This is a genomic window from Streptomyces sp. SAS_270, assembly GCF_052543295.1.
Map to the genome: position 1 here is coordinate 53,091 of NZ_JBMNDS010000030.1, position 19,597 is coordinate 72,687.

The window sequence follows — 19,597 nt, forward strand, 5'->3', positions numbered from 1 at the left end:
TTCCACACGGAGGGGAGTACTCCCTATCTACTGCGGCGTACCCGTCAATACGGATCAGGCCAGATCCCGGGGCGTCGGCCCGCAGGCACCGGACGCATCACGCGCCCCGGCGCCTCGGGTGGAAGAGACCTCCGGCAGCGACGACGCTGACATCTGCCGTTACGTACTGCCGGAGGCGCAGTGAATGTTTCCGTGACCCTGTGGGTCCTGACCATCGTGGGCCTTGCCGCCCTCATCGCGGTCGACTTCTTCATCGGCCGCAAACCCCATGACGTATCCATCAAGGAAGCCGGAATCTGGACGGTCGTCTGGATCGCCCTGGCCGCACTGTTCGGGCTCGGTCTGCTCATCTTCTCCGGGGGAGAGCCTGCCGGGGAGTTCTTCGCCGGCTTCATCACCGAGAAGTCCCTGAGCGTCGACAACCTCTTCGTCTTCGTCCTGATCATGGCGAAGTTCTCGGTTCCCACGCAGTACCAGCAGCGAGTGCTCCTCGTCGGCGTCCTCATAGCGCTCGTCCTGCGCGCGATCTTCATCGCCGCGGGCGCCGCCATCCTCGCGAGCTTCGCCTGGGTCTTCTACATCTTCGGCGCGTTCCTCATCTACACCGCCTGGAAGCTCATCCAGGAAGCCCGGGCCGACGAGGAGGACGAGGAGTTCGAGGAGAACCGGCTGCTCAAGGCCGCCGAGCGACGCTTCGGTGTGGCCGACCGCTACCACGGCACCAAGCTGTGGATCCAGCAGAACGGCAAGCGCGTCATGACGCCCATGCTGGTCGTGATGCTCGCGATCGGCACCACGGACGTCCTGTTCGCACTCGACTCCATCCCCGCGATCTTCGGCCTGACCCAGGACCCGTACATCGTCTTCACGGCCAACGCGTTCGCGCTGATGGGGCTGCGCCAGCTGTACTTCCTCATCGGCGGCCTGCTCAGGAAGCTGGTCCACCTCAGCTACGGCCTGTCGGTCATCCTCGGCTTCATCGGCGTCAAGCTCGTGCTGCACGCGCTGCACGAGTCCGGCGTCCACGTTCCCGAGATCTCCATCCCGGTCTCGCTCGGCGTGATCTGCGCGGTCCTGGTGGTCACCACGATCACCAGCCTGATGGCCTCCAAGAAGGAGGCGGCGCGCGAAGTGGCCAAGAGCGCCCCGAAGGACAGCATCGACGTCTGACCACGTCAGACGTAGGAACAACCATCCCCGGGAGCGGTGCGCGGCGAATTGCCGGGTTCCGCTCCCGGTGCTTGCTTGGTCTTGAGCGTTCTTCGGCCGGGGAACGCCGACCGAGCGGAGGCAGCCATGAAGTTCGTACAGATCATCGACTTCGAGACCGAGCGCATCGACGAGATGCGGCAGCTCGTCGAGGAGGCGGACCAGCGCTCCGCGGGTGGCAGCGGCGGCCCCACCCACCGCATGGTCCTGCACGACCGCGGCAACCCCAACCACTACGTGGTGGTGATCGAGTTCCCGTCGTACGAGGACGCCATGCGCAACAGCAACGACCCCGAGACGAGCAAGATGGCGCAGCAGATCGCCGCACTGTGCACCAGGCCGCCGTCCTTCACCGACTGCGACCTCCAGGAGATGACGGAGATGAAGTAGTGCCACGAATCGGCGACGGGCCCCGCGACACCGCAGTGCGGGGCCCGAGCGTGCCTGGGACGATCACTGCATGATCGTCAGGATCCGATCGCTCATGGCCCGGTGGACGACCGTCGTGCCCGCAGCCGCCGTGGTCCTGCTGGCCTTCACCTGGGGCCGCGAGCTGCCCGGCGCGGCCGTCGCCCTGGTGACCCTGGTCCTCGCCGGCGCCGTGCTGGCCGCCGTCCACCACGCCGAGGTCGTCGCGCACCGCGTCGGCGAACCGTTCGGCTCACTCGTCCTCGCCGTCGCCGTCACGATCATCGAGGTCGCGCTCATCGTCACCCTGATGGCGGACGGCGGCGACAAGAGCTCGACCCTGGCCCGTGACACGGTGTTCGCAGCCGTGATGATCACCTGCAACGGAATCGTCGGGATCTGTCTGCTCGTCGCCTCGCTGCGGCACGGACTCGCGGTCTTCAACGCGGAGGGCACCGGAGCCGCTCTCGCGACCGTCGCGACGCTGGCCACGCTCAGCCTGGTCTTTCCGACCTTCACCACCAGTAAGCCGGGCCCCGAGTTCTCCACCGCCCAGCTCACCTTCGCCGCACTCGCCTCGCTGGTCCTGTACGGGCTGTTCGTGGCGACCCAGACCGTTCGCCACCGTGACTACTTCCTGCCGATCACCCGACAGGGCAAGGTGATCGACGTCGACGAGCATGCCGACGCCCCCTCCGGCCGCACCGCCGGGATCAGCCTGGGACTGCTCGGCCTGGCCCTCGTCGGCGTCGTCGGCCTCGCCAAAGGCGTGTCGCCCACCATCGAGTCCGGCGTCGAGGCGGCCGGTATGCCGCACTCCGTGGTCGGCGTGATCATCGCCTTGCTCGTGCTGCTCCCCGAGACCATCGCCGCGCTGCGCTCGGCCCGCCGCGACCGGGTGCAGACCAGCCTCAACCTTGCTCTCGGCTCCGCCATGGCCAGCATCGGCCTGACGATCCCCGCAGTCGCCCTCGCCACGATCTGGCTCTCCGGACCGCTCGTCCTCGGTCTGAGCTCCACTCACATGGTGCTGCTCGTGCTGACCGTGGTGGTGAGTTCGCTGACCGTGGTCCCCGGACGGGCCACGCCACTGCAGGGCGGCGTCCATCTGGTCGTCTTCGCCGCATACCTGGAGCTGGCGATCAACCCCTAGCGCGCACAAGGGCGCAGTCCGCGCTGCCGTCCCGAGCGCGCTGCCTCGCGCGCACCGACGGCCGCGGCGGTCAGTCCGCGGCCGGTGCCACCGCCAGCCGCCGCATGGAAAGCGTCTCCGGCAGCAGCGCGAAGCATCCCAGACTGAGCAGCGCGATCCCCGTCAGATACGCCGCCACACCCCAGGGGACCCGCTCCCCGTTCGCCACCGCCGTCGCCACGATCGGCGTGAGCGCGCCCCCGAGCACCCCGCCCAGGTTGTAGCCCACCGCGGCACCGGTGCAGCGCACCCGGGGCTCGTACAACTCCGGCAGATAGGCGGCGATCACGGCGAACATCGTGACGAACGCGATCAGTGCCACCACGAAGCCGAGGAACATCAGCAGCGGCTCCCCGGTCGACAGCAGCGCGATCATCGGGAACATCCACAGCGCGGTGGCCGCGCAGCCCGCCAGACACAGCGGCCGCCGCCCGTAGCGGTCGCCGAGGACCGCCACCAGCGGTGTCAGGGACCCCTTCACCACGACCGCGGACATGATGCAGGCCAGCATCACGGTACGGCTCACACCGAGCTGTTCGACGCCGTAGGCGAGCGCCCAGGTCGTCACGGCGTAGAACACCGCGTACCCGACGGCGAGTCCACCGGCCGTCAGCAGCACCAGCCGCCAGTGGTCGCGCACCACCTCGGCGAGCGGCACGCGCGCGTGCTCCCGCATTTCGAGAAACCGCGGACTCTCCACGAGCGAACTGCGCAGCCACAGCCCCGCCGCGGCGAGCACCCCCGCCGCCCAGAACGGCACCCGCCACCCCCACGCCGCGAACTGCGCGTCGGACAGCCCCGCGGACAGCGCCAGCATCACGCCGTTGGCCAGCACGAACCCCAGCGACGGTCCGATCTGCGGGAAGCTCGACCACAGCCCCCGCCGCCCGGCGGGCGCGTGCTCCGCCGTCAGCAGCACCGCGCCGCCCCACTCCCCGCCGAGCCCGAGCCCCTGCAGAAAACGCAGCACAAGAAGGAGTACGGGAGCCGCCGTACCGATCGTGTCGTACGTCGGCACGCAGCCGACCGCGACCGTCGCCGTGCCGGTCAGCAGCAGCGAGGCGACGAGCACCGGCCGCCGCCCGTGCCGGTCCCCGATGTGCCCGAACAGCACCGAACCGAGGGGGCGCGCGACGAACCCGACGCCGAACGTCCCGAAGGCCGCCAGCGTCCCCGCCAGCGGTGAGAACGTCGGGAAGAACAGCGGCCCCAGGACCAGTGCGGCCGCCGTCCCGTAGACGAAGAAGTCGTAGAACTCGATGGCCGTCCCGGCGAGCGAGGCCGCCGCGAGCCGGAGCATGGAAGGCGCCCTTACGGAGCGTACGTCGTGCATGCCGCGTCAACTACCCACGGTGACCGGCGGTTACGGGGGCGTGCGGAGGCGGGTGCCGCTCAGTACGTGACCGTGATGCGCCGGGCAGGACCGTCGACGCGAATCGTGCCGCCGTAGGGGATGACGAGTTGCGGATCGGTATGACCGAAGTCCACATCGAAGACGACCATCATGTCTTGCGCATACACACCGACCGCCTTGAGGACGGCCTCGCGCTGCTCACGCGCGTAACGCGCCCTCGCCTCGGCGTCATTGGGGTGCTCGAAGGACCAGGTCTTGGGGCGGCCCATCAGCAGCGCGGGAAAACGCCCCAGCAGTCCGCGCTCACCCATGCTGCGCAGGATCCAGAAGACGTCGTTGGCGCTCGGCATGTCCTCCGAGGTCTCCAGGAACAGCACATGGCCGTCGTACACGGAAGGGTCGTGCGCGATCTCGCGGTCCGCCATGAGCAGCCACGACAGGATCTCGATGTTGCCGCCCCAGGAGCGGGCCTCGACGACTCGGTCGGGCCGGTGCCAGGTCCAGCCGCCGCCCGGTTCCGTCTCGGGCTCGGAATCGAAGGTCGCGGGGTCCTCCCAGGGGCGGTTGACGACCCCGAAGCGCTCGGCGGGCAGGAGTTCGTACGGTCCGGACGTGAAGAGTGCCGCCCGCAGCGACGCCGTCGTCAGCGGATCCATGGCACCGGGACGGCCCAGCTCACACATCACGCTCGCGCCGTGGTACCCGACGATTCCGGCGTTCCACAGATACGCCAGCAGGTTCGTGTTGTCGCTCGTCCCGAAGAACGGCTTGGGATGCGCGCGGAGCAACTCCCGATCCAGCAGCGGCAGTACGGTGATCTGGTCGTCGCCGCCGATCGAGGCGATCACCGCCGTGACCGTCGGGTCGGCGAACGCCGCGTGGATGTCGTCGGCCCGTTCCCGCGGCGTCGAACCCATCTTCCGGGTCGCCGGATACTCGACCGGTTCGAGGCCGAACTCCTTGCGCAGCCGCTCCAGGCCCAGTTCGTGGGGGAGCGGGAAGAGTCCCGGGAGTCCCGAGGAGGGCGAGATCACGGCTATGCGGTCGCCGGGCGAGGGCTTGGGGGGATACGACGGAGGGTGCGGCGGTGTGGTCATGGCGGGAGGGTACGGGCCGTGGCAGCGTCGGCGCACCGTGATAAACCGGGTCTGAGCAGCGGTCCTCAGACGGGCCGGCCGACCAGAAGGACCGGAGGAACCGTGCCCCGCACCCTCGCCAACGCCCCGATCATGATTCTCAACGGGCCCAACCTCAATCTGCTCGGGCAGCGTCAGCCGGAGATCTACGGCTCCGACACGCTCGCCGACGTCGAGGCGCTCTGTGCCAAGGCGGCGGCCGCGCACGGCGGCACGGTGGACTTCCGCCAGTCCAACCACGAGGGCGAGTTGGTGGACTGGATTCACGAGGCCCGTCTGAACCACGCCGGAATCGTCATCAACCCGGCCGCCTACTCGCACACCTCCGTCGCGATCCTGGATGCGCTCAACACCTGTGACGGCCTTCCAGTGGTGGAGGTCCACATCTCCAACATCCACCAGCGCGAGGAGTTCCGGCACCACTCGTACGTCTCGCAGCGTGCCGACGGCGTCATCGCGGGGTGCGGCGTGCAGGGGTACGCGTTCGCGGTGGAGCGGGTGGCCGCGCTGGCGGGGCCGGGGCAGGTGGACGCCTGACGGCGTGACGGGCTGCCCCGGGTCGGCCGGCCCCGGTTCAGAGCCGTCCCGCCTCCACGATGCGCCGCAGGAACTGCCGGGTGCGCTCCTCGCGCGGGTCCCCGAAGATCTCCTCGGCCGTGCCGTGCTCCAGCACCGTGCCGCCGTCCAGGAAACAGACCTGGTCCGCGACCTCGCGGGCGAAGCCCATCTCGTGCGTGGCCAGCACCATGGTCATGCCGTCGTCCTTCAGGTCCCGCACGACGGTGAGCACCTCGCCCACGAGTTCCGGGTCGAGGGCAGCGGTGATCTCGTCCAGGAGCAGCAGTCGGGGGCGTACGGCAAGGGCGCGGACGATCGCCGCCCGCTGCTGTTGGCCGCCGCTCAGCCGGTCCGGGTACTCGTCCGCCTTCGCGCCGAGCCCGAGCCTGTCGAGCAGCTCACGGGCGTGCGACTCCGCGTCCGCCCGGTCCACGCCGTGCACACGGCGCGGCGCGAGCGTGATGTTCTCCAGCACGGTCATGTGCGGAAAGAGGTTGTAGGCCTGGAAGACCACACCGATCCGGCGGCGTACCGCATCCTGGTCGGCCCGCGGGTCGGTGATCTCCTCGCCGTCCAGCCAGATCGCGCCGTCGTCGATCTCCTCCAGGAGGTTCGTGCACCGCAGCAGCGTCGACTTGCCGGATCCGGACGCGCCGATCAGCGCGGTCACCGTGTGCGGGGCGACCTCCAGATCGACGTCCCGCAGCACGACGGAGCTGCCGAAGGCCTTGCGGACGGACTCCATCCGCAGGACGGGGGAGGCGTCGGGGGTGGCGGTCATATGGTCCCTCCCTGAGCCCGCCGGCGGTCCATACGGGCCGTGACCCAGTCCGTGAAGCGGGTCATCGGGATGGTCAGCGCCACGAAGAGCAGGCCCGCGACGATGTACGGCGTGAAGTTGAGGCTGCGGCCCTCGATGATGTCGGCCGCGCGAACGGCGTCGATCGCGCCGCCGATCGACACGAGCCCGGTGTCCTTCTGGAGCGACACCAGGTCGTTGAGCAGGGGCGGCACCTGGCGCCGTACGGCCTGGGGCAGCACTACGTAGCGCAGCGCCTGTCGGTTGCTGAGGCCGAGTGAGCGGGCCGCCGCACGTTGCGAGGGATGGACGGACTCGATGCCGGCGCGGAACACCTCGGCGACGTACGCCGAGTACGTCAGGGTCAGCGCGGTGCCGCCGAGCAGCACCGGGTCGACGGTCACGCCCTGCAGACGCAGCGCGGGAACTCCCAGGACCACGATGATCAGGTTGATGATCAGCGGGAGCCCGCGGAAGAAGTCGGTGTACGCGGCCGCCAGCACCCGCAGCGGAAAGAACACCGGGCCGCGCAGCGTGCGGGCGACGGCGATCAGCATGCCGAGGACGATGACGGCGGCGCCGCACACCAGCAGCAGCCGGACGTTCAGCCACAGCCCTTCGAGGACCTTGGGGAACGCCTCGCGCGCGTACTGGCCGCTGAAGAACGTCTCCTTGGTCACCTGCCAGCCGGGCGCGCTGACCACGACGAGGTAGAGGACGACACCCGTGACGAGGGTCGACAGCGCCGCGATCGCCGTGGCACGTCGGGCGCGGGCGGTCTTGTAGCGCTCGCGTTCGAGCCGCCGCGGTGACGGGACATAGCCGTCGCCCGCGCCGGGCATGTCACCCTTGTCGTCCGCGCCCTCCTGGCCGGACTCCTCCTTGGTGACCGTCACTTCAGCACCGGGGCGTCGACCGCGTCCGAGAGCCACTGCTTCTCGATCTCCGCGAGCGTGCCGTCCTTGCGCAGGGCGTCCACGGCGCCGGTCACGCAGGAGGTGAGCGCGCTGCCCTTGTCGAGAACGAGCCCGAACTGCTCGGGTGTACCGCCCTGGTTCTCGAACTGCCCGACGATCCTCGCGTTCGTCACCTCGGCCGCCGTGATGTAGAACGCGGTCGGCAGGTCGGTGACGATGGCGTCGACCTGACCGTTCTTCAGCGCGGCCTTGGCCTGGTCGTTCTTGGCGTACGCGGCGGCCTCCCGGGTCGGCTTCACCACGTCGCTGAGGTAGTCGAGACTGGTGGTGCCCACCTGGGCTCCCAGCTTCAGGCCTTTGAGGTCCGCGATGCTCGTCGCCTTCGCCGCCTTGGAGCCCTTCAGCGCGATGACGGCCTGTCGGACGTCGTAGTAGCCCGACGAGAAGTCCACGGCCTTCTTGCGCTCGGCGCTGATCGACACCTGGTTGATGTCGAAGTCGAACGTCTTCTCGCCGGGTGCGAAAGCCTTGTTGAAGGGGATGCTCTGCCAGACGACATCGCCCTTGGCGTAGCCCAGCTGCTTCGCCACGGCGTACGCGACCGCCGACTCGAACCCCTCGCCGTTGGCGGGCTTGTCGTCCTTGAACCACGGCTCGTAGGCGGGCTCGTCGGTCGCGATCGTCAGCTTGCCGGACGTCTGCGTGCCCAACTTGCCCTTCGCGCAGGTCTGCTTGCCGGAAGCGGAGGCCTTGTCGGACGCCGTCGTCGACGGCTGCGGAGCACAGCCGACCGCGGTGGCGAGCAGACCGACGACGGCGGCGGAGACGGTGCGGCGCAGGGCGCTTCGGGCTATGTACATGGCGGGAGAGTGGCAGTGCACCCTCCTGTTTGTCGAGGTCACGGCGGCAACTGTCCGCATAGTGGGAACGGGTGTTGCGTTCCTGTGAACACCGACCGGGACGGTATGCCGGGGCCGCCGGCCGAGGGCGGGGATCGGAAGGCCGGCGGCCCGTTCCGCGCAGGAGCCGTCTTCCTGTGCGGGGCTGCTTTCAGTGGACTGCGCCAATGCGAGCGCCGGGAGCGCGTGCATGGCACCGGTGCGTGCGCTCGGTTCACACGGGGCGCGTGGGAGCGCGCGTGACCGCGCGCTCCGCGCCGGTCGCCCGACGCCTCATCAGCATCCCGCGCGTCGCCCCGACACCTGCGCTCCGGGCGGGGCGGGACTCACCAGCCCCGCGCGTGCCACTCCGGCAGATGCGGCCGCTCCGCGCCCAGCGTCGTGTCGTTGCCGTGGCCCGGGTAGACCCAGCTCTCGTCCGGCAGCACGTCGAAGATCTTCGTCTCGACGTCGCGGATCAGACTGGCGAACGCCTTCGGATCCTTACGTGTGTTGCCCACACCACCCGGGAACAGACAGTCCCCCGTGAACACATGAGGGTGCCCGTGCGGGTCGTCGTAGACCAGGGCGATGGAACCCGGTGTGTGGCCCACCAGGTGGCGCGCGGTCAGTTCGACGCGCCCCACCCGGATCGTGTCGCCGTCCTGGACCGGTACGTCGGTCGGCACCGGGATGCCCTCGGCGTCCTCCCGGCCCGCGTAGGTACGCGCGCCGGTGGCCGCGACGACCTCCGCGAGCGCCTGCCAATGGTCGCCGTGCTGATGCGTGGTGACGACGGACGCGATGCCGTCGTCACCGATCAGCGCGAGCAGGGTCGAGGCGTCGTTGGCCGCGTCGATCAGCAGCTGCTCGTCGGTGGCCCGGCAGCGCAGCACATAGGCGTTGTTGTCCATCGGGCCGACCGCGACCTTGGAGATCATCAGGTCCTGCAGTTCATGCACATCGGCAGGACCGCCGACCTTCACCGCTCCGCTGTACGTCATGGCGGCAAGCCTATAGCGGAGGAAGTGCGGGCAGCGGTCCGCCGCCGGCGCTCAGCGCCGAACCGTCGCGGCGGCCCGAGAGCCAGCCGAGCAGCGCGGGCGCGGGGCCGGTCACGGTGACGTCGAAGCCGCCGTCGGTGTCCCGGCCCGTGCTCCACGCGCGCGTGCCGTCAGTGATCCGCGTGGGCGGTACATCGGGGTGCCCGGCGAAGCGCTCGGCGAGGAACGCGACCTCCCGCTCCACGAACTCCTCCGGCAGATCCTCGAGCTCGTACCCGATCCCGAGGTCCACATGATGCAGATCCACCTCGACCCACCGCCGGAACGGCACCCGGGACGCGGAGTCCGTGACCCCGTTGCGCAGCGCCACGGTCCGCGACCAGTCCGCGGGCTCGGCCCCCGTCTCCTGGAAGCGGGCGGCACTCTCGCGCACGTCCGTGAGTTGTACGTCCAGGGGGCGCGGCGCGTCCCGCTCGATCTCGGCGTCCCGCGTCTCGGCGGAGGCGTACATGGGACGCCCGGCGAGCACGTTCACGAGCGCGTCCGCGTTGCGTGCCAGGTGGGCGAGCACATGGCCGCGGCTCCAGCCGGGAAGCCGTGACGGCTCGGGCACGGAAGCGTTGTCCAGTTTGGCGGCTGCGGTGAGCAGCCGTTCGGTCGCGTCACGTACAGACGCCAGGTCGCGCACATGATCAATCATGCGGCCGACCCTAGTCCCACCACACGTTTGGGTGAAGGTGGCCGACGAGCGCCGTAATTCGAATGTGCGTGCTATAGGCTCGGGTGCGGCGTCGGGCATGCTGGAGGTCCCGGGATTGTTGTGAACCAGGGAATCCAACCGGCGTTGTCAGTGGCTCCCCCTAGTCTGAAAAAGGACGGGGGCCTCGCCCCTGTCACTTCTCTCAAGAAAGGTGCGGACCGGCGTGGCCGACCGTCTCATCGTCCGTGGAGCGCGCGAGCACAATCTGAAGAATGTCTCGCTCGACCTCCCGCGCGACTCGCTCATCGTCTTCACGGGCCTGTCGGGGTCGGGCAAGTCCTCGCTGGCCTTCGACACGATCTTCGCCGAGGGGCAGCGGCGCTACGTCGAGTCGCTCTCCTCGTACGCCCGGCAGTTCCTCGGGCAGATGGACAAGCCGGACGTCGACTTCATCGAGGGCCTCTCCCCGGCGGTCTCCATCGACCAGAAGTCGACCTCGCGCAACCCGCGCTCGACGGTCGGCACCATCACCGAGGTCTACGACTACCTGCGCCTGCTCTTCGCGCGCATCGGCAAGCCGCACTGCCCCGAGTGCGGCCGCCCCATCACACGCCAGTCTCCGCAGGCCATCGTCGACAAGGTCCTGGAGCTGCCGGAGGGCAGCCGCTTCCAGGTCCTCTCGCCGCTGGTGCGTGAGCGCAAGGGCGAGTTCGTCGACCTCTTCGCCGACCTCCAGACCAAGGGGTACAGCAGGGCTCGCGTCGACGGCGAGACGATCCAGCTCACCGAGCCGCCCACGCTGAAGAAGCAGGAGAAGCACACCATCGAGGTGGTCGTCGACCGCCTCACCGTGAAGGACGGCGCCAAGCGCCGCCTCACCGACTCCGTGGAGACCGCCCTCGGGCTCTCCGGCGGCATGGTCGTCCTCGACTTCGTCGATCTGCCCGCCGACGACCCCGAGCGCGAGCGCATGTACTCGGAGCACCTGTACTGCCCGTACGACGACCTGTCCTTCGAGGAGCTGGAGCCCCGCTCCTTCTCCTTCAACTCGCCCTTCGGCGCCTGCCCCGAGTGCACCGGTATCGGTACGCGCATGGAGGTCGACCCCGAGCTGATCATCCCGGACGAGGACAAGTCCCTCGACGAGGGCGCCATCCACCCCTGGTCGCACGGGCACACCAAGGACTACTTCGGGAGGCTCATCGGCGCCCTCGCCGACGCGCTGGGATTCCGGACCGACATTCCCTTCGCCGGCCTTCCGCAGCGCGCCAAGAAGGCCCTCCTTTACGGCCACAAGACGCAGATCGAGGTCCGGTACCGCAACAGGTACGGGCGCGAGCGCGTCTACACCACGGGATTCGAAGGGGCCGTCCCCTTCGTCAAGAGGCGGCACGGCGAGGCCGAGAGCGACGCCAGCCGTGAGCGCTTCGAGGGCTACATGCGCGAGGTGCCCTGCCCCACCTGTGAGGGGACGCGTCTGAAGCCGCTCGTCCTCGCGGTCACCGTCATGGAGAAGTCGATCGCCGAGGTCTCGGCGATGTCCATCAGCGACTGCGCCGACTTCCTGGGCGAGCTGAAGCTGAACGCCCGCGACAAGAAGATCGCCGAGCGGGTGCTCAAGGAGGTCAACGAACGGCTGCGGTTCCTGGTCGACGTCGGCCTGGACTACCTCTCGCTGAACCGCGCGGCCGGCACGCTCTCCGGCGGCGAGGCCCAGCGCATCCGCCTGGCCACCCAGATCGGCTCCGGACTCGTCGGCGTCCTGTACGTCCTCGACGAGCCCTCCATCGGTCTGCACCAGCGGGACAACCACCGGCTGATCGAGACCCTGGTGCGGCTGCGGGACATGGGCAACACGCTCATCGTCGTCGAGCACGACGAGGACACCATCAAGGTCGCCGACTGGGTCGTCGACATCGGTCCCGGCGCCGGTGAGCACGGCGGCAAGGTCGTGCACAGCGGATCCCTGAAGGAACTGCTGGCCAACGACGAGTCGATCACCGGGCAGTACCTGTCGGGCAAGAGGGAGATCCCCACTCCTGACGTCCGCCGCCCCGCCGACCCGAGCCGCAGGCTCACGGTGCACGGAGCCCGGGAGAACAACCTCCAGGACATCGACGTGTCGTTCCCGCTGGGCGTCCTCACTGCCGTCACCGGCGTGTCCGGTTCCGGCAAGTCGACGCTGGTCAACGACATCCTGTACACACACCTGGCCCGCGAGCTGAACGGTGCGCGCAACGTGCCCGGACGGCACACGCGCGTGGAGGGCGACGACCTCGTCGACAAGGTCGTGCACGTCGACCAGTCGCCCATCGGCCGTACGCCCCGGTCCAACCCGGCGACGTACACCGGAGTCTTCGACCACGTCCGCAGACTGTTCGCCGAGACGACCGAGGCGAAGGTGCGGGGCTATCTGCCCGGCCGCTTCTCCTTCAACGTCAAGGGCGGCCGCTGCGAGAACTGCTCCGGCGACGGCACGATCAAGATCGAGATGAACTTCCTGCCGGACGTGTACGTCCCCTGCGAGGTCTGTCACGGGGCGCGCTACAACCGGGAGACCCTGGAGGTCCACTACAAGGGCAAGTCGATCTCCGAGGTCCTCGACATGCCCATCGAGGAGGCGCTCGACTTCTTCGAGGCCGTGCCCGCCATCGCCCGCCACCTCAGGACGCTCAACGACGTCGGCCTCGGATACGTCCGGCTCGGCCAGTCGGCACCGACCCTCTCCGGCGGCGAGGCCCAGCGCGTCAAGCTGGCGAGCGAACTGCAGAAGCGTTCCACGGGACGCACGGTGTACGTCCTCGACGAGCCGACCACCGGTCTGCACTTCGAGGACATCAGCAAGCTGATCACGGTGCTGTCCGGCCTGGTCGACAAGGGCAACACCGTCATCGTCATCGAGCACAACCTCGACGTCATCAAGACGGCGGACTGGGTCGTCGACATGGGCCCCGAAGGGGGCAACGGCGGCGGACTCGTCATCGCGGAGGGCACGCCCGAGGAGGTCGCCGGGGTTCCGGCCAGCCACACGGGCAAGTTCCTGCGCGAGATCCTGGGCGCCGACCGCATCAGCGACGCCGCCCCGGTGAGGGCCGTACGCAAGACGGCCGCCAAGAAGACCGTGGCGGCCAAGTCGACGGCGACGGCGAAGAAGACGGCGACGGCCAAGACCACCGCCGCCAAGACCACCACCGCCAAGAAGGCGGCCGGAGCCACCAAGAAGACGGCCCCGGCGAAGAAGGCGACTCGGGCCGCCCGCAAGGCCTGAACCTGACCGAAGCCAGGCAGGTCAGGTGGTCGCCCAGGCGACCCAGCGACACAGCGGCGCGCCCCGCGGGAACTTCCCGTGGAGCGCGCCGCGTTGTCGTATCAGCCGGTCAGGGATCCGATCAGCCGGCGTCGGGCTCCAGGAACTCCATGTCCAACTGGATCTTCACCACATCGCCGAGCATGCCGCCCCCGAAGTCCAGGCCGAAGTCGCTGCGCCGGATCTCGCCCGTCGCCTCGAACCCGGCGTGCTTCCTTCCGTCCACGGGGGAGTCGCCGACCCCGCCGAACTCGACGGCCAGCGTCACCGGACGGGTCACGTCCCCGATGGTCAGCTCGCCCGCCATCGACCAGTCGTCGCCCGCACCGGACACCCGCGTCGAGCGGAACGTCATCATCGGGCGCTTCTCGACGTCGAGCAGATCGGCCGAGCGCGTGTGCGCGTCGCGATCCGGGTTCCCGGTGTCGATGGAGGCGAGCGCGATCTCGGCGCTCACCCTGACGTCGTCGGCCGCCTCACCGACGTACAGCGTGGCCGTCAGCTCGCGGAAGCGGCCCCGCACCTTGGCGATCCCGAGGTGGCGGATGGTGAAATTGACGGCCGAGTGGAGCGGGTCGAAGCCCCAGTCGCCGGGCGAGAGCGGCAGCGTGGTGACGGAAGCCGCGGCGGTGGTGTTCGGGGAGTTGTCCTGTGTCATGGCTCCACCCTGGGCGGGCCGCCGGGCGGGAGGGAGGCCGCGCTGAGAGTGGTAGTGAGAGGGACACGATCCGACGGCGTCCGCGAGGTACGTTGCGAGGGTGAGCGACAACGAGTTGGGCGCCTTTCTGCGAAGCCGCCGCGAGGCCGTCAGCCCCGTCGAGGCTGGGCTGCCCGCAGGCCCGCGGCGCCGCACCCCCGGCCTGCGCCGCTCCGAACTGGCCATCCTCGCGGGCGTCAGCGTCGAGTACGTCACCCGCCTCGAACAGGGCCGCGACCGTAACCCCTCGCCCCAGGTCCTCGGCGCCCTCGCCGACGCGCTCCACCTGTCCGTCCAGGACCGCATCCTGCTGCGCCGCCTCGCCAAGGAGGCCGGCGGCGACCTGGTCTTCTGCGCGCAGGCGGTGCCGCCCACCCGGACCGTGCGCGCAGGTCTGCGCGCCATGCTCGACCGCCTGGAACCCACCCCCGCCGTGCTGCTCAACTGGATCGGCGACGTCCTCGCGTACACCGCGGGCTACGAGCGGCTCGCCGGACCGCTCGGCCTGCTCGACGCCGGGCAGCCGAACATGCTCCGCTACGTCTTCACCGACGAGCGGGCCCGCACCGTCTTTCCCGGCTGGGACCGGCTGGCTGACGAGCAGGTCGCCCATCTGCGACACGAGGCCGCGCTGCAGGATCCGTACGTCGCCGCGCTGGCCGACGAGCTGACGGTCACCGCGGGCGCCCCCTTCAGCGACCGGCTGACCGCGGTCCCGGCCATGCCCCGGCGCACCGGATCCGATGTCGTGGTCCACCCCGAAGCGGGCACCCTGCGCCTCGCCTACGAGACACTCGCGCTCCCCGACGACGGTCAGCGCATGGTCGTCCATCTGCCCGCCGATGACGCCACCGCGAGCGCGCTCGACCGGCTCAACGGACGGCAGCCCGGGTCATTGCGGGCGGTCAGGGGCTGACGGCCGGCCGTCAGCGGGGGCCCGGCCGGCCGCAGCGGGTATCAGATCGGCACTCAGGCCAGTTCGTGGGCGTACGGCGGTTCTGCGCCCGCTCGCGAGCAGGTGATCGCCGCCGCGCGGGCGGCGAACCGAAGCAGCTCGGTCCAGCCCTCGGCGCCCAGCTCCGCAACCGCCGTGGGGGAGAGCGCGTCGCGGGCGGCCAGGCCGTGCAGCAGGGCCGCGTTCACCGTGTCACCTGCCCCGATGGTGTCCACCACGTCGACCGGTTCGCCCGGCACCGCGTACTCGGCGCCGCCTTGGGTGAAGACGGTCAGTCCGTCGCCGCCCCGGGTGACCACCACCGCGGAAGGACCGGACGCCAGCCACTCGTGCGGGGAGCCGCCCAGCCACCGCGCGTCCTCCTCGGAGAGTTTGAGCAGCGCCACCGACGGCAGCCAGCTCTTGAACCGGGCCCGGTAGGCGTCCGCGTCGGGGATCAGCCCCGCCCGGATGTTCGGGTCGAGTGCCGTGAACACGCCTTGCGCGGCCGCGCTCCGCATCAGTTCCTCGTACGCGCTCGCGCCGGGTTCCAGGACCAGCGAGCAGGTGCCGAAGGACACCGCCCTCGTGCCGTCCGGGAGGCGGTCCGGTGTCCTGAAGAGGCGGTCCGCCGTGCCCTCGACGTAGAAGGAGTACGCGGCGGAGCCGCCCGTGCCGATCGTGGCGACCGCCAGGGTGGTCGGCTCGCCGCCGCGCTGCACCGAGGACACGTCGACGCCGGCCTCGCGCAGCCCGCTCACGAGGGCGTCACCGAAGGCGTCGTACGAGATCCGGGAGCAGAAGGCCGTGGGGGAGCCGAGCCGTCCCAGCGCCACCGCCGTGTTGTAGGGGCCGCCGCCGCGTGCCGGCAGCAGGCCCGCGAGTGCGCCCGCGCCCTGCGGTACCAGGTCGATCAGGGCCTCACCGGCGACGACGATCACGACATGGGTCCTTTCTCACGGCTCTCACGACGTCCACTGCTTCTGCGGCTTTGAGGTCTCGCGGGGCTTTCGGGGCTTTCGGAATCCTGGTTGTCTGCCTTGGTACTCGCCGGACAGCCGCACGAGGTGCGGTGGACGAACGTGCACGGGAGCCGGACCGTACGGCCCGGGCGGCCCGGCGACGCCAGCCGGTCCAACAGCAGCCGTACGGCCTCGGCGCCGATCTCCTTGCTGGGCTGGGAGATCGCGGTCAGCCGGGGCGCGAACAGGTCCGCCCAGGCGAAGTCGTCGAAGCAGCACAACGCCATGTCGTCCGGCACGGACAGGCCCCGCGCCTGCAGGGCACGCAGCGCGCCGATGGTCATCGTGTTGTTGGCGGTGACCAGGGCGGTCGGCGGCGCGGCGAGCGACAGCAGGCCACCCGCGACGTGCTCGGCGGTCTCCGTCGTCGAGTCGCCGGGCACCAGGAGCCGTTCGTCGTACGGCAGTCCGGCGTGCGCCAGGCCGATCCGGTAGCCGGAGATCCGCTCGGTGGTGGTGCTGAGCCCGGGCAGGCCCGCGACCAGGCCGATGCGTTTGTGCCCGAGGCCGGCGAGATGGGTGACCAGCCGGGTGACGGGCTGGGCGTTCTCGGTGCAGACCTGATCGAAGTGGAAGGAGCCGACGACGGGGGTCGCGGACTGTACGTCGCCGTTGCCATCGCTATCTCGGTCCCCATCCCCGACCCCGTCGGCAGCGGCATCGGCGGGAGCCTTGACCAGTCGGTCCAGGAACACCGTCGGTACGCCGTGCTGCGCGAGATAGCCGACCAGCGCGTCCGGCTCCGCCGAGGGCGCGACGATCATGCCGTCGACGCGCCGTTCGTGCAGCAGCTGGACCACCTTCCGCTCATGCGCGGGATCGTCGTGCGGATCGGCGATCAGCAGGCTGTAGCCGTGCTCCAGGGCCCCGGCCTCGACGCCCTGGAGGATCTCCGTGAAGTACGGGTTGCTGATCGCCGATACCGCGAGGCCGATCGACCGCGTGCGCGAGGTCACGAGCGAGCGGGCCAGGGTGTTGTGCGAGTAGCCCAGCTCGTCGATGGCGTCCAGCACCGCCTGCCGTGTGTGAGGGCGTACCGGACGCGTGTCGTTGAGCACGTGCGAGACGGTGGCGACGGACACCCCCGCGCTGCGCGCGACGTCGGCCATCGTTGCCATCGCGTCCCCTCCCTGGGTCCTGTGGTCGGGAACGTATCGCATTCGGCGGCAGACGTAAACGCTTACGCAAGCGTTTACGTCTTCTCTGGCCAACTCGCTCCGACTGCGGCTGACCATGTCCGACCCGGCCCGACCCAGCCCCACCCAGGCCGACTCAAAGCGCACTGATCCCTGCCGTTATCGTCAAGGTGCATTGATCCCTGAGCAGTGGAGACCTCATGTCCGGCCGTTTCTCCGCGAGTCGTCGCACCGTCCTTCGAGGAGCGGCGCTCACCCCGGTCGCCGGGTTCGCCCTCACCGCGTGCTCCGACAACGGTGCCGCCACGTCCGCGGCGCTGACCGAGCCGACCGAGCTGGGTGCGGAGAGCGAGGTCCCCAAGGGTGGCGCCACGCTGTACCGGGATCAGAACGTGGTGGTCAGCCGGGCGGAGGACGGCTCCCTGAAGGCGTTCAGCACGATCTGCACGCACGCCGGGTGCCCCATCAACAAGCTGGAGGGGACGAAGCTCACCTGCCCGTGTCACGGCAGTGAGTTCGACGCCATGACGGGCAAGGTGCTGCACGCACCGGCCACCACTTCGCTCGACGAACTGTCCGTGGAGGCGAAGGGCGGCACGATCGTCGCGAGCCCGGCCGGCTGACGGGCAGGACGCCGCCGGCGCTCACCCCCAGTCCCACCCGATCCCCACGATCCCCGACCGCACCCGTGGCTCGACCAGGTGCACCGAGCGGTGCCGTCCGCTCAGTTCGAGCTCCTGTCGGCCGCTGCGCGGGGCCGCGGCCGAATGCTGGGTGAAGCGGTGGCAGCGCGCGGGCACGGCCTCCTCGGCGAACCGCACCTGGAGCGCGTACTGCCCGCCCGGGAAGCCGAACCGGCGGACGTACTCGCCGGACGTGCCGGCGGTGCCGTCCTCGAAGCCATAGCGGAAGAGGAACGTATCGCCTGCGCGCAGTCGCGTGTCGAAGAGCAGCTCGGCCACCAGGATCCCGGTCTCGTGGTGCCGGCGTACCTGCCCTGTGCGGCAGTTCTCCAGCGCGCGCACCGTCATGCGCTCCGGCGCGCACCCGGGGTCGCCGTGGTGGATGGCCACATAGCGGTCCACTCCATCCCGGTGGGCGCGCACTATGTGGTGCGATTCGCGGCCCAGCAGCTCGCGGTGCCCGCCGATGCGTACGAGCTCGTGGTGGCCGATGGTGTGCAGCCCGCCGTCGACCGGCGCCTCCAACTCGGCGAGCAGTCGCTCCAGTACGCCGGACGCCTCCACCAAAGAGCGGTACGAGCGACCGCCCGGTCGTTCCGGGCCGGAGTGCTCGTCGGCCTCGGAGAGCAGCCGGATCAGTGACTCGTCCGGGAGCTGGAGGATCTCCTCCAGGGCGCGCACGGCCCGCAGCGACTCGGGGCGCTGCGGGCGCCTGGCGCCCTGCTGCCAGTAACTCAGGCTCGTCACCCCGACCTTGACCCCGTACCGCGACAGGTGGTGCTGCACACGCTGGAGGGGCAGCCCGCGGGCGGTTATCGCAGCGCGCAACGCGACATGGAAGGGCCCGCCTTGCAGGGCTGTCTCCAGTTCCGCCGTGGCGACGTCCGCGTGCTGTGTGCCGTGCCGCATGCAGGGGCCTTTCTGTGAATGTTCGCAACGGCTGGTCAGGCCGCTGAGGCGGATCGTCGGGGCCGCCGGGTCGGCGCGCGGGAAGCGGTCACGCACGTACGTCGCCGTGCACGGCCCCAAGTTCCACCGCATTGAAGCGTGTTGACCAAGTCCCGACAACACCTGTTGCCGCAATGGCTCGTCTCCGGCGAATTCCAGGTGCTCGGGGTGTCAGGGTGCGGCGCCCAGCAGTTCCCGTATCGCCCGTGCCGACAGCAGGGACTTGTGCAGGAAGCCGCGGGCCGGGCTGGCGGCGACGAGTTCGTGAAGGTCGTCCTGGGGGTGTGTGGAGATGAGGATGACATTGGCCGAGACGCTCCGCGTGAGCCGCTCCGCGACTTCGAAGCCGCTCTCCCCGTCGGAGAGTTCGATGTCCAGCAGAACCACGTCCGGTGCCAGTTCCGCCGCTCGCGCGAGTGCCTCCGCGCCCGTCGAGGCGACGCCGACGACCTCTACCCCGTCACGCTCCAGCAGAGTACGCGCGGCTTCCAGGAAGCGGGCGCTGTCATCGACGAGGAGACAGCGCATGGACATGCACACAGGGTGCCAACAGTTGCCCGAATGCGCTTTCCGGCTAGCCGGAAACCGCCGGGTCCGTCGCTACCGGCTACCTGGTGTGTGTCCTTACCGGCTAGCCGGAATGTGCTCAAGTCCCTTGCGCATTCCGCAGGTTCCTGCTCACTCAGCGCAGTGGTGCGTCACGGGCGGTAGCATG

Annotated in this window: 19 protein-coding genes; 7 read left to right on the forward strand and 12 right to left on the reverse strand. The window is 69.8% G+C overall.

The window, feature by feature from the left end:
* The first annotated feature begins 180 nt into the window (after positions 1 to 180).
* The 3 genes from ACN6LB_RS21400 (at position 181) to ACN6LB_RS21410 (ending at position 2,770) form a co-directional block, all read left to right on the forward strand.
* Entirely contained in the window at positions 181 to 1,170 is a 990-nt protein-coding gene (locus ACN6LB_RS21400) for a TerC/Alx family metal homeostasis membrane protein (RefSeq protein WP_445027314.1), read from the forward strand.
* A gap of 126 nt (positions 1,171 to 1,296) precedes the next feature.
* Positions 1,297 to 1,599, forward strand: a complete 303-nt coding sequence (locus tag ACN6LB_RS21405) for a DUF1330 domain-containing protein (protein WP_356137973.1) — start codon at positions 1,297 to 1,299, stop codon at positions 1,597 to 1,599.
* 70 nt (positions 1,600 to 1,669) lie between these two features.
* Entirely contained in the window at positions 1,670 to 2,770 is a 1,101-nt protein-coding gene (locus ACN6LB_RS21410; RefSeq protein ID WP_445027315.1) for a calcium:proton antiporter, read from the forward strand.
* 70 nt (positions 2,771 to 2,840) lie between these two features.
* On the opposite strand, the gene ACN6LB_RS21415 is transcribed toward ACN6LB_RS21410, so the two are convergent.
* Together ACN6LB_RS21415 and ACN6LB_RS21420 are read right to left on the reverse strand one after the other, a co-directional pair.
* On the reverse strand, positions 2,841 to 4,109 hold the full coding sequence (locus ACN6LB_RS21415; protein ID WP_445027316.1) for an MFS transporter: 1,269 nt from the start codon (positions 4,107 to 4,109) through the stop codon (positions 2,841 to 2,843).
* A 92-nt stretch (positions 4,110 to 4,201) separates the two neighbouring features.
* On the reverse strand, positions 4,202 to 5,260 hold the full coding sequence (locus ACN6LB_RS21420) for a S66 family peptidase (protein WP_445027317.1): 1,059 nt from the start codon (positions 5,258 to 5,260) through the stop codon (positions 4,202 to 4,204).
* 102 nt (positions 5,261 to 5,362) lie between these two features.
* Here ACN6LB_RS21420 and aroQ point away from each other — a divergent pair, with 102 nt between their 5' ends.
* Positions 5,363 to 5,836, forward strand: coding sequence for a type II 3-dehydroquinate dehydratase (gene aroQ / locus ACN6LB_RS21425; RefSeq protein ID WP_445027318.1), 474 nt, complete (start codon positions 5,363 to 5,365; stop codon positions 5,834 to 5,836).
* A gap of 37 nt (positions 5,837 to 5,873) precedes the next feature.
* Here the strand turns inward: aroQ and ACN6LB_RS21430 are convergent, their stop codons facing one another.
* The 5 genes from ACN6LB_RS21430 to ACN6LB_RS21450 all read right to left on the reverse strand — a co-directional run bounded on the left by ACN6LB_RS21430 (position 5,874) and on the right by ACN6LB_RS21450 (position 10,155).
* Positions 5,874 to 6,638 carry an amino acid ABC transporter ATP-binding protein gene (locus ACN6LB_RS21430; protein ID WP_445027319.1) on the reverse strand — a complete coding sequence of 255 codons (765 nt, stop codon included), beginning with the start codon at positions 6,636 to 6,638 and terminating at the stop codon, positions 5,874 to 5,876.
* On the reverse strand, positions 6,635 to 7,552 hold the full coding sequence (locus ACN6LB_RS21435; RefSeq protein WP_445027320.1) for an amino acid ABC transporter permease: 918 nt from the start codon (positions 7,550 to 7,552) through the stop codon (positions 6,635 to 6,637). Before ACN6LB_RS21435 ends, ACN6LB_RS21430 begins: the two co-directional genes overlap by 4 nt.
* A complete protein-coding gene (locus ACN6LB_RS21440) occupies positions 7,549 to 8,433 on the reverse strand; it encodes an ABC transporter substrate-binding protein (RefSeq protein WP_445027321.1) in 885 nt (294 codons plus the stop codon). The genes ACN6LB_RS21435 and ACN6LB_RS21440 overlap by 4 nt, the downstream gene beginning before the upstream one ends.
* 365 nt (positions 8,434 to 8,798) lie before the next feature.
* Positions 8,799 to 9,455 carry an MBL fold metallo-hydrolase gene (locus ACN6LB_RS21445; RefSeq protein ID WP_445027322.1) on the reverse strand — a complete coding sequence of 219 codons (657 nt, stop codon included), beginning with the start codon at positions 9,453 to 9,455 and terminating at the stop codon, positions 8,799 to 8,801.
* A gap of 10 nt (positions 9,456 to 9,465) precedes the next feature.
* Positions 9,466 to 10,155: a maleylpyruvate isomerase family mycothiol-dependent enzyme gene (locus ACN6LB_RS21450; protein WP_445027323.1), complete on the reverse strand. Its 690-nt coding sequence runs from the start codon at positions 10,153 to 10,155 to the stop codon at positions 9,466 to 9,468.
* A gap of 223 nt (positions 10,156 to 10,378) precedes the next feature.
* Between ACN6LB_RS21450 and uvrA the strand changes: the two genes are divergently transcribed.
* Positions 10,379 to 13,423 carry an excinuclease ABC subunit UvrA gene (gene uvrA, locus ACN6LB_RS21455; RefSeq protein WP_445027324.1) on the forward strand — a complete coding sequence of 1,015 codons (3,045 nt, stop codon included), beginning with the start codon at positions 10,379 to 10,381 and terminating at the stop codon, positions 13,421 to 13,423.
* A gap of 121 nt (positions 13,424 to 13,544) precedes the next feature.
* Here uvrA and ACN6LB_RS21460 read toward each other — a convergent pair whose 3' ends face one another.
* Positions 13,545 to 14,120 (reverse strand): YceI family protein, encoded by a 576-nt coding sequence (locus ACN6LB_RS21460; protein WP_445027325.1) that lies wholly within the window; start codon positions 14,118 to 14,120, stop codon positions 13,545 to 13,547.
* Positions 14,121 to 14,220: 100 nt separating this feature from the next.
* On the opposite strand from ACN6LB_RS21460, the gene ACN6LB_RS21465 reads away from it, so the two are divergent.
* A complete protein-coding gene (locus ACN6LB_RS21465) occupies positions 14,221 to 15,075 on the forward strand; it encodes a helix-turn-helix domain-containing protein (protein WP_445027326.1) in 855 nt (284 codons plus the stop codon).
* Between the two features lie 53 nt (positions 15,076 to 15,128).
* Here ACN6LB_RS21465 and ACN6LB_RS21470 read toward each other — a convergent pair whose 3' ends face one another.
* Both ACN6LB_RS21470 and ACN6LB_RS21475 read right to left on the reverse strand, forming a co-directional pair.
* Complete coding sequence (locus ACN6LB_RS21470; protein WP_445027327.1) at positions 15,129 to 16,034, reverse strand: carbohydrate kinase family protein; 906 nt, start codon at positions 16,032 to 16,034, stop codon at positions 15,129 to 15,131.
* The gene (locus tag ACN6LB_RS21475; protein ID WP_445027328.1) at positions 16,031 to 17,233 is read right to left on the reverse strand and encodes a LacI family DNA-binding transcriptional regulator; all 1,203 of its coding nucleotides are present in this window, start codon (positions 17,231 to 17,233) and stop codon (positions 16,031 to 16,033) included. Before ACN6LB_RS21475 ends, ACN6LB_RS21470 begins: the two co-directional genes overlap by 4 nt.
* 218 nt (positions 17,234 to 17,451) lie before the next feature.
* Between ACN6LB_RS21475 and ACN6LB_RS21480 the strand changes: the two genes are divergently transcribed.
* Positions 17,452 to 17,874, forward strand: coding sequence for a Rieske (2Fe-2S) protein (locus ACN6LB_RS21480; protein ID WP_445027329.1), 423 nt, complete (start codon positions 17,452 to 17,454; stop codon positions 17,872 to 17,874).
* Between the two features lie 21 nt (positions 17,875 to 17,895).
* Here ACN6LB_RS21480 and ACN6LB_RS21485 read toward each other — a convergent pair whose 3' ends face one another.
* The gene (locus tag ACN6LB_RS21485) at positions 17,896 to 18,843 is read right to left on the reverse strand and encodes a hypothetical protein (RefSeq protein WP_356137940.1); all 948 of its coding nucleotides are present in this window, start codon (positions 18,841 to 18,843) and stop codon (positions 17,896 to 17,898) included.
* Between the two features lie 210 nt (positions 18,844 to 19,053).
* Positions 19,054 to 19,416 (reverse strand): LytR/AlgR family response regulator transcription factor, encoded by a 363-nt coding sequence (locus tag ACN6LB_RS21490; RefSeq protein WP_356137938.1) that lies wholly within the window; start codon positions 19,414 to 19,416, stop codon positions 19,054 to 19,056.
* Between the last annotated feature and the right edge of the window lie 181 nt (positions 19,417 to 19,597).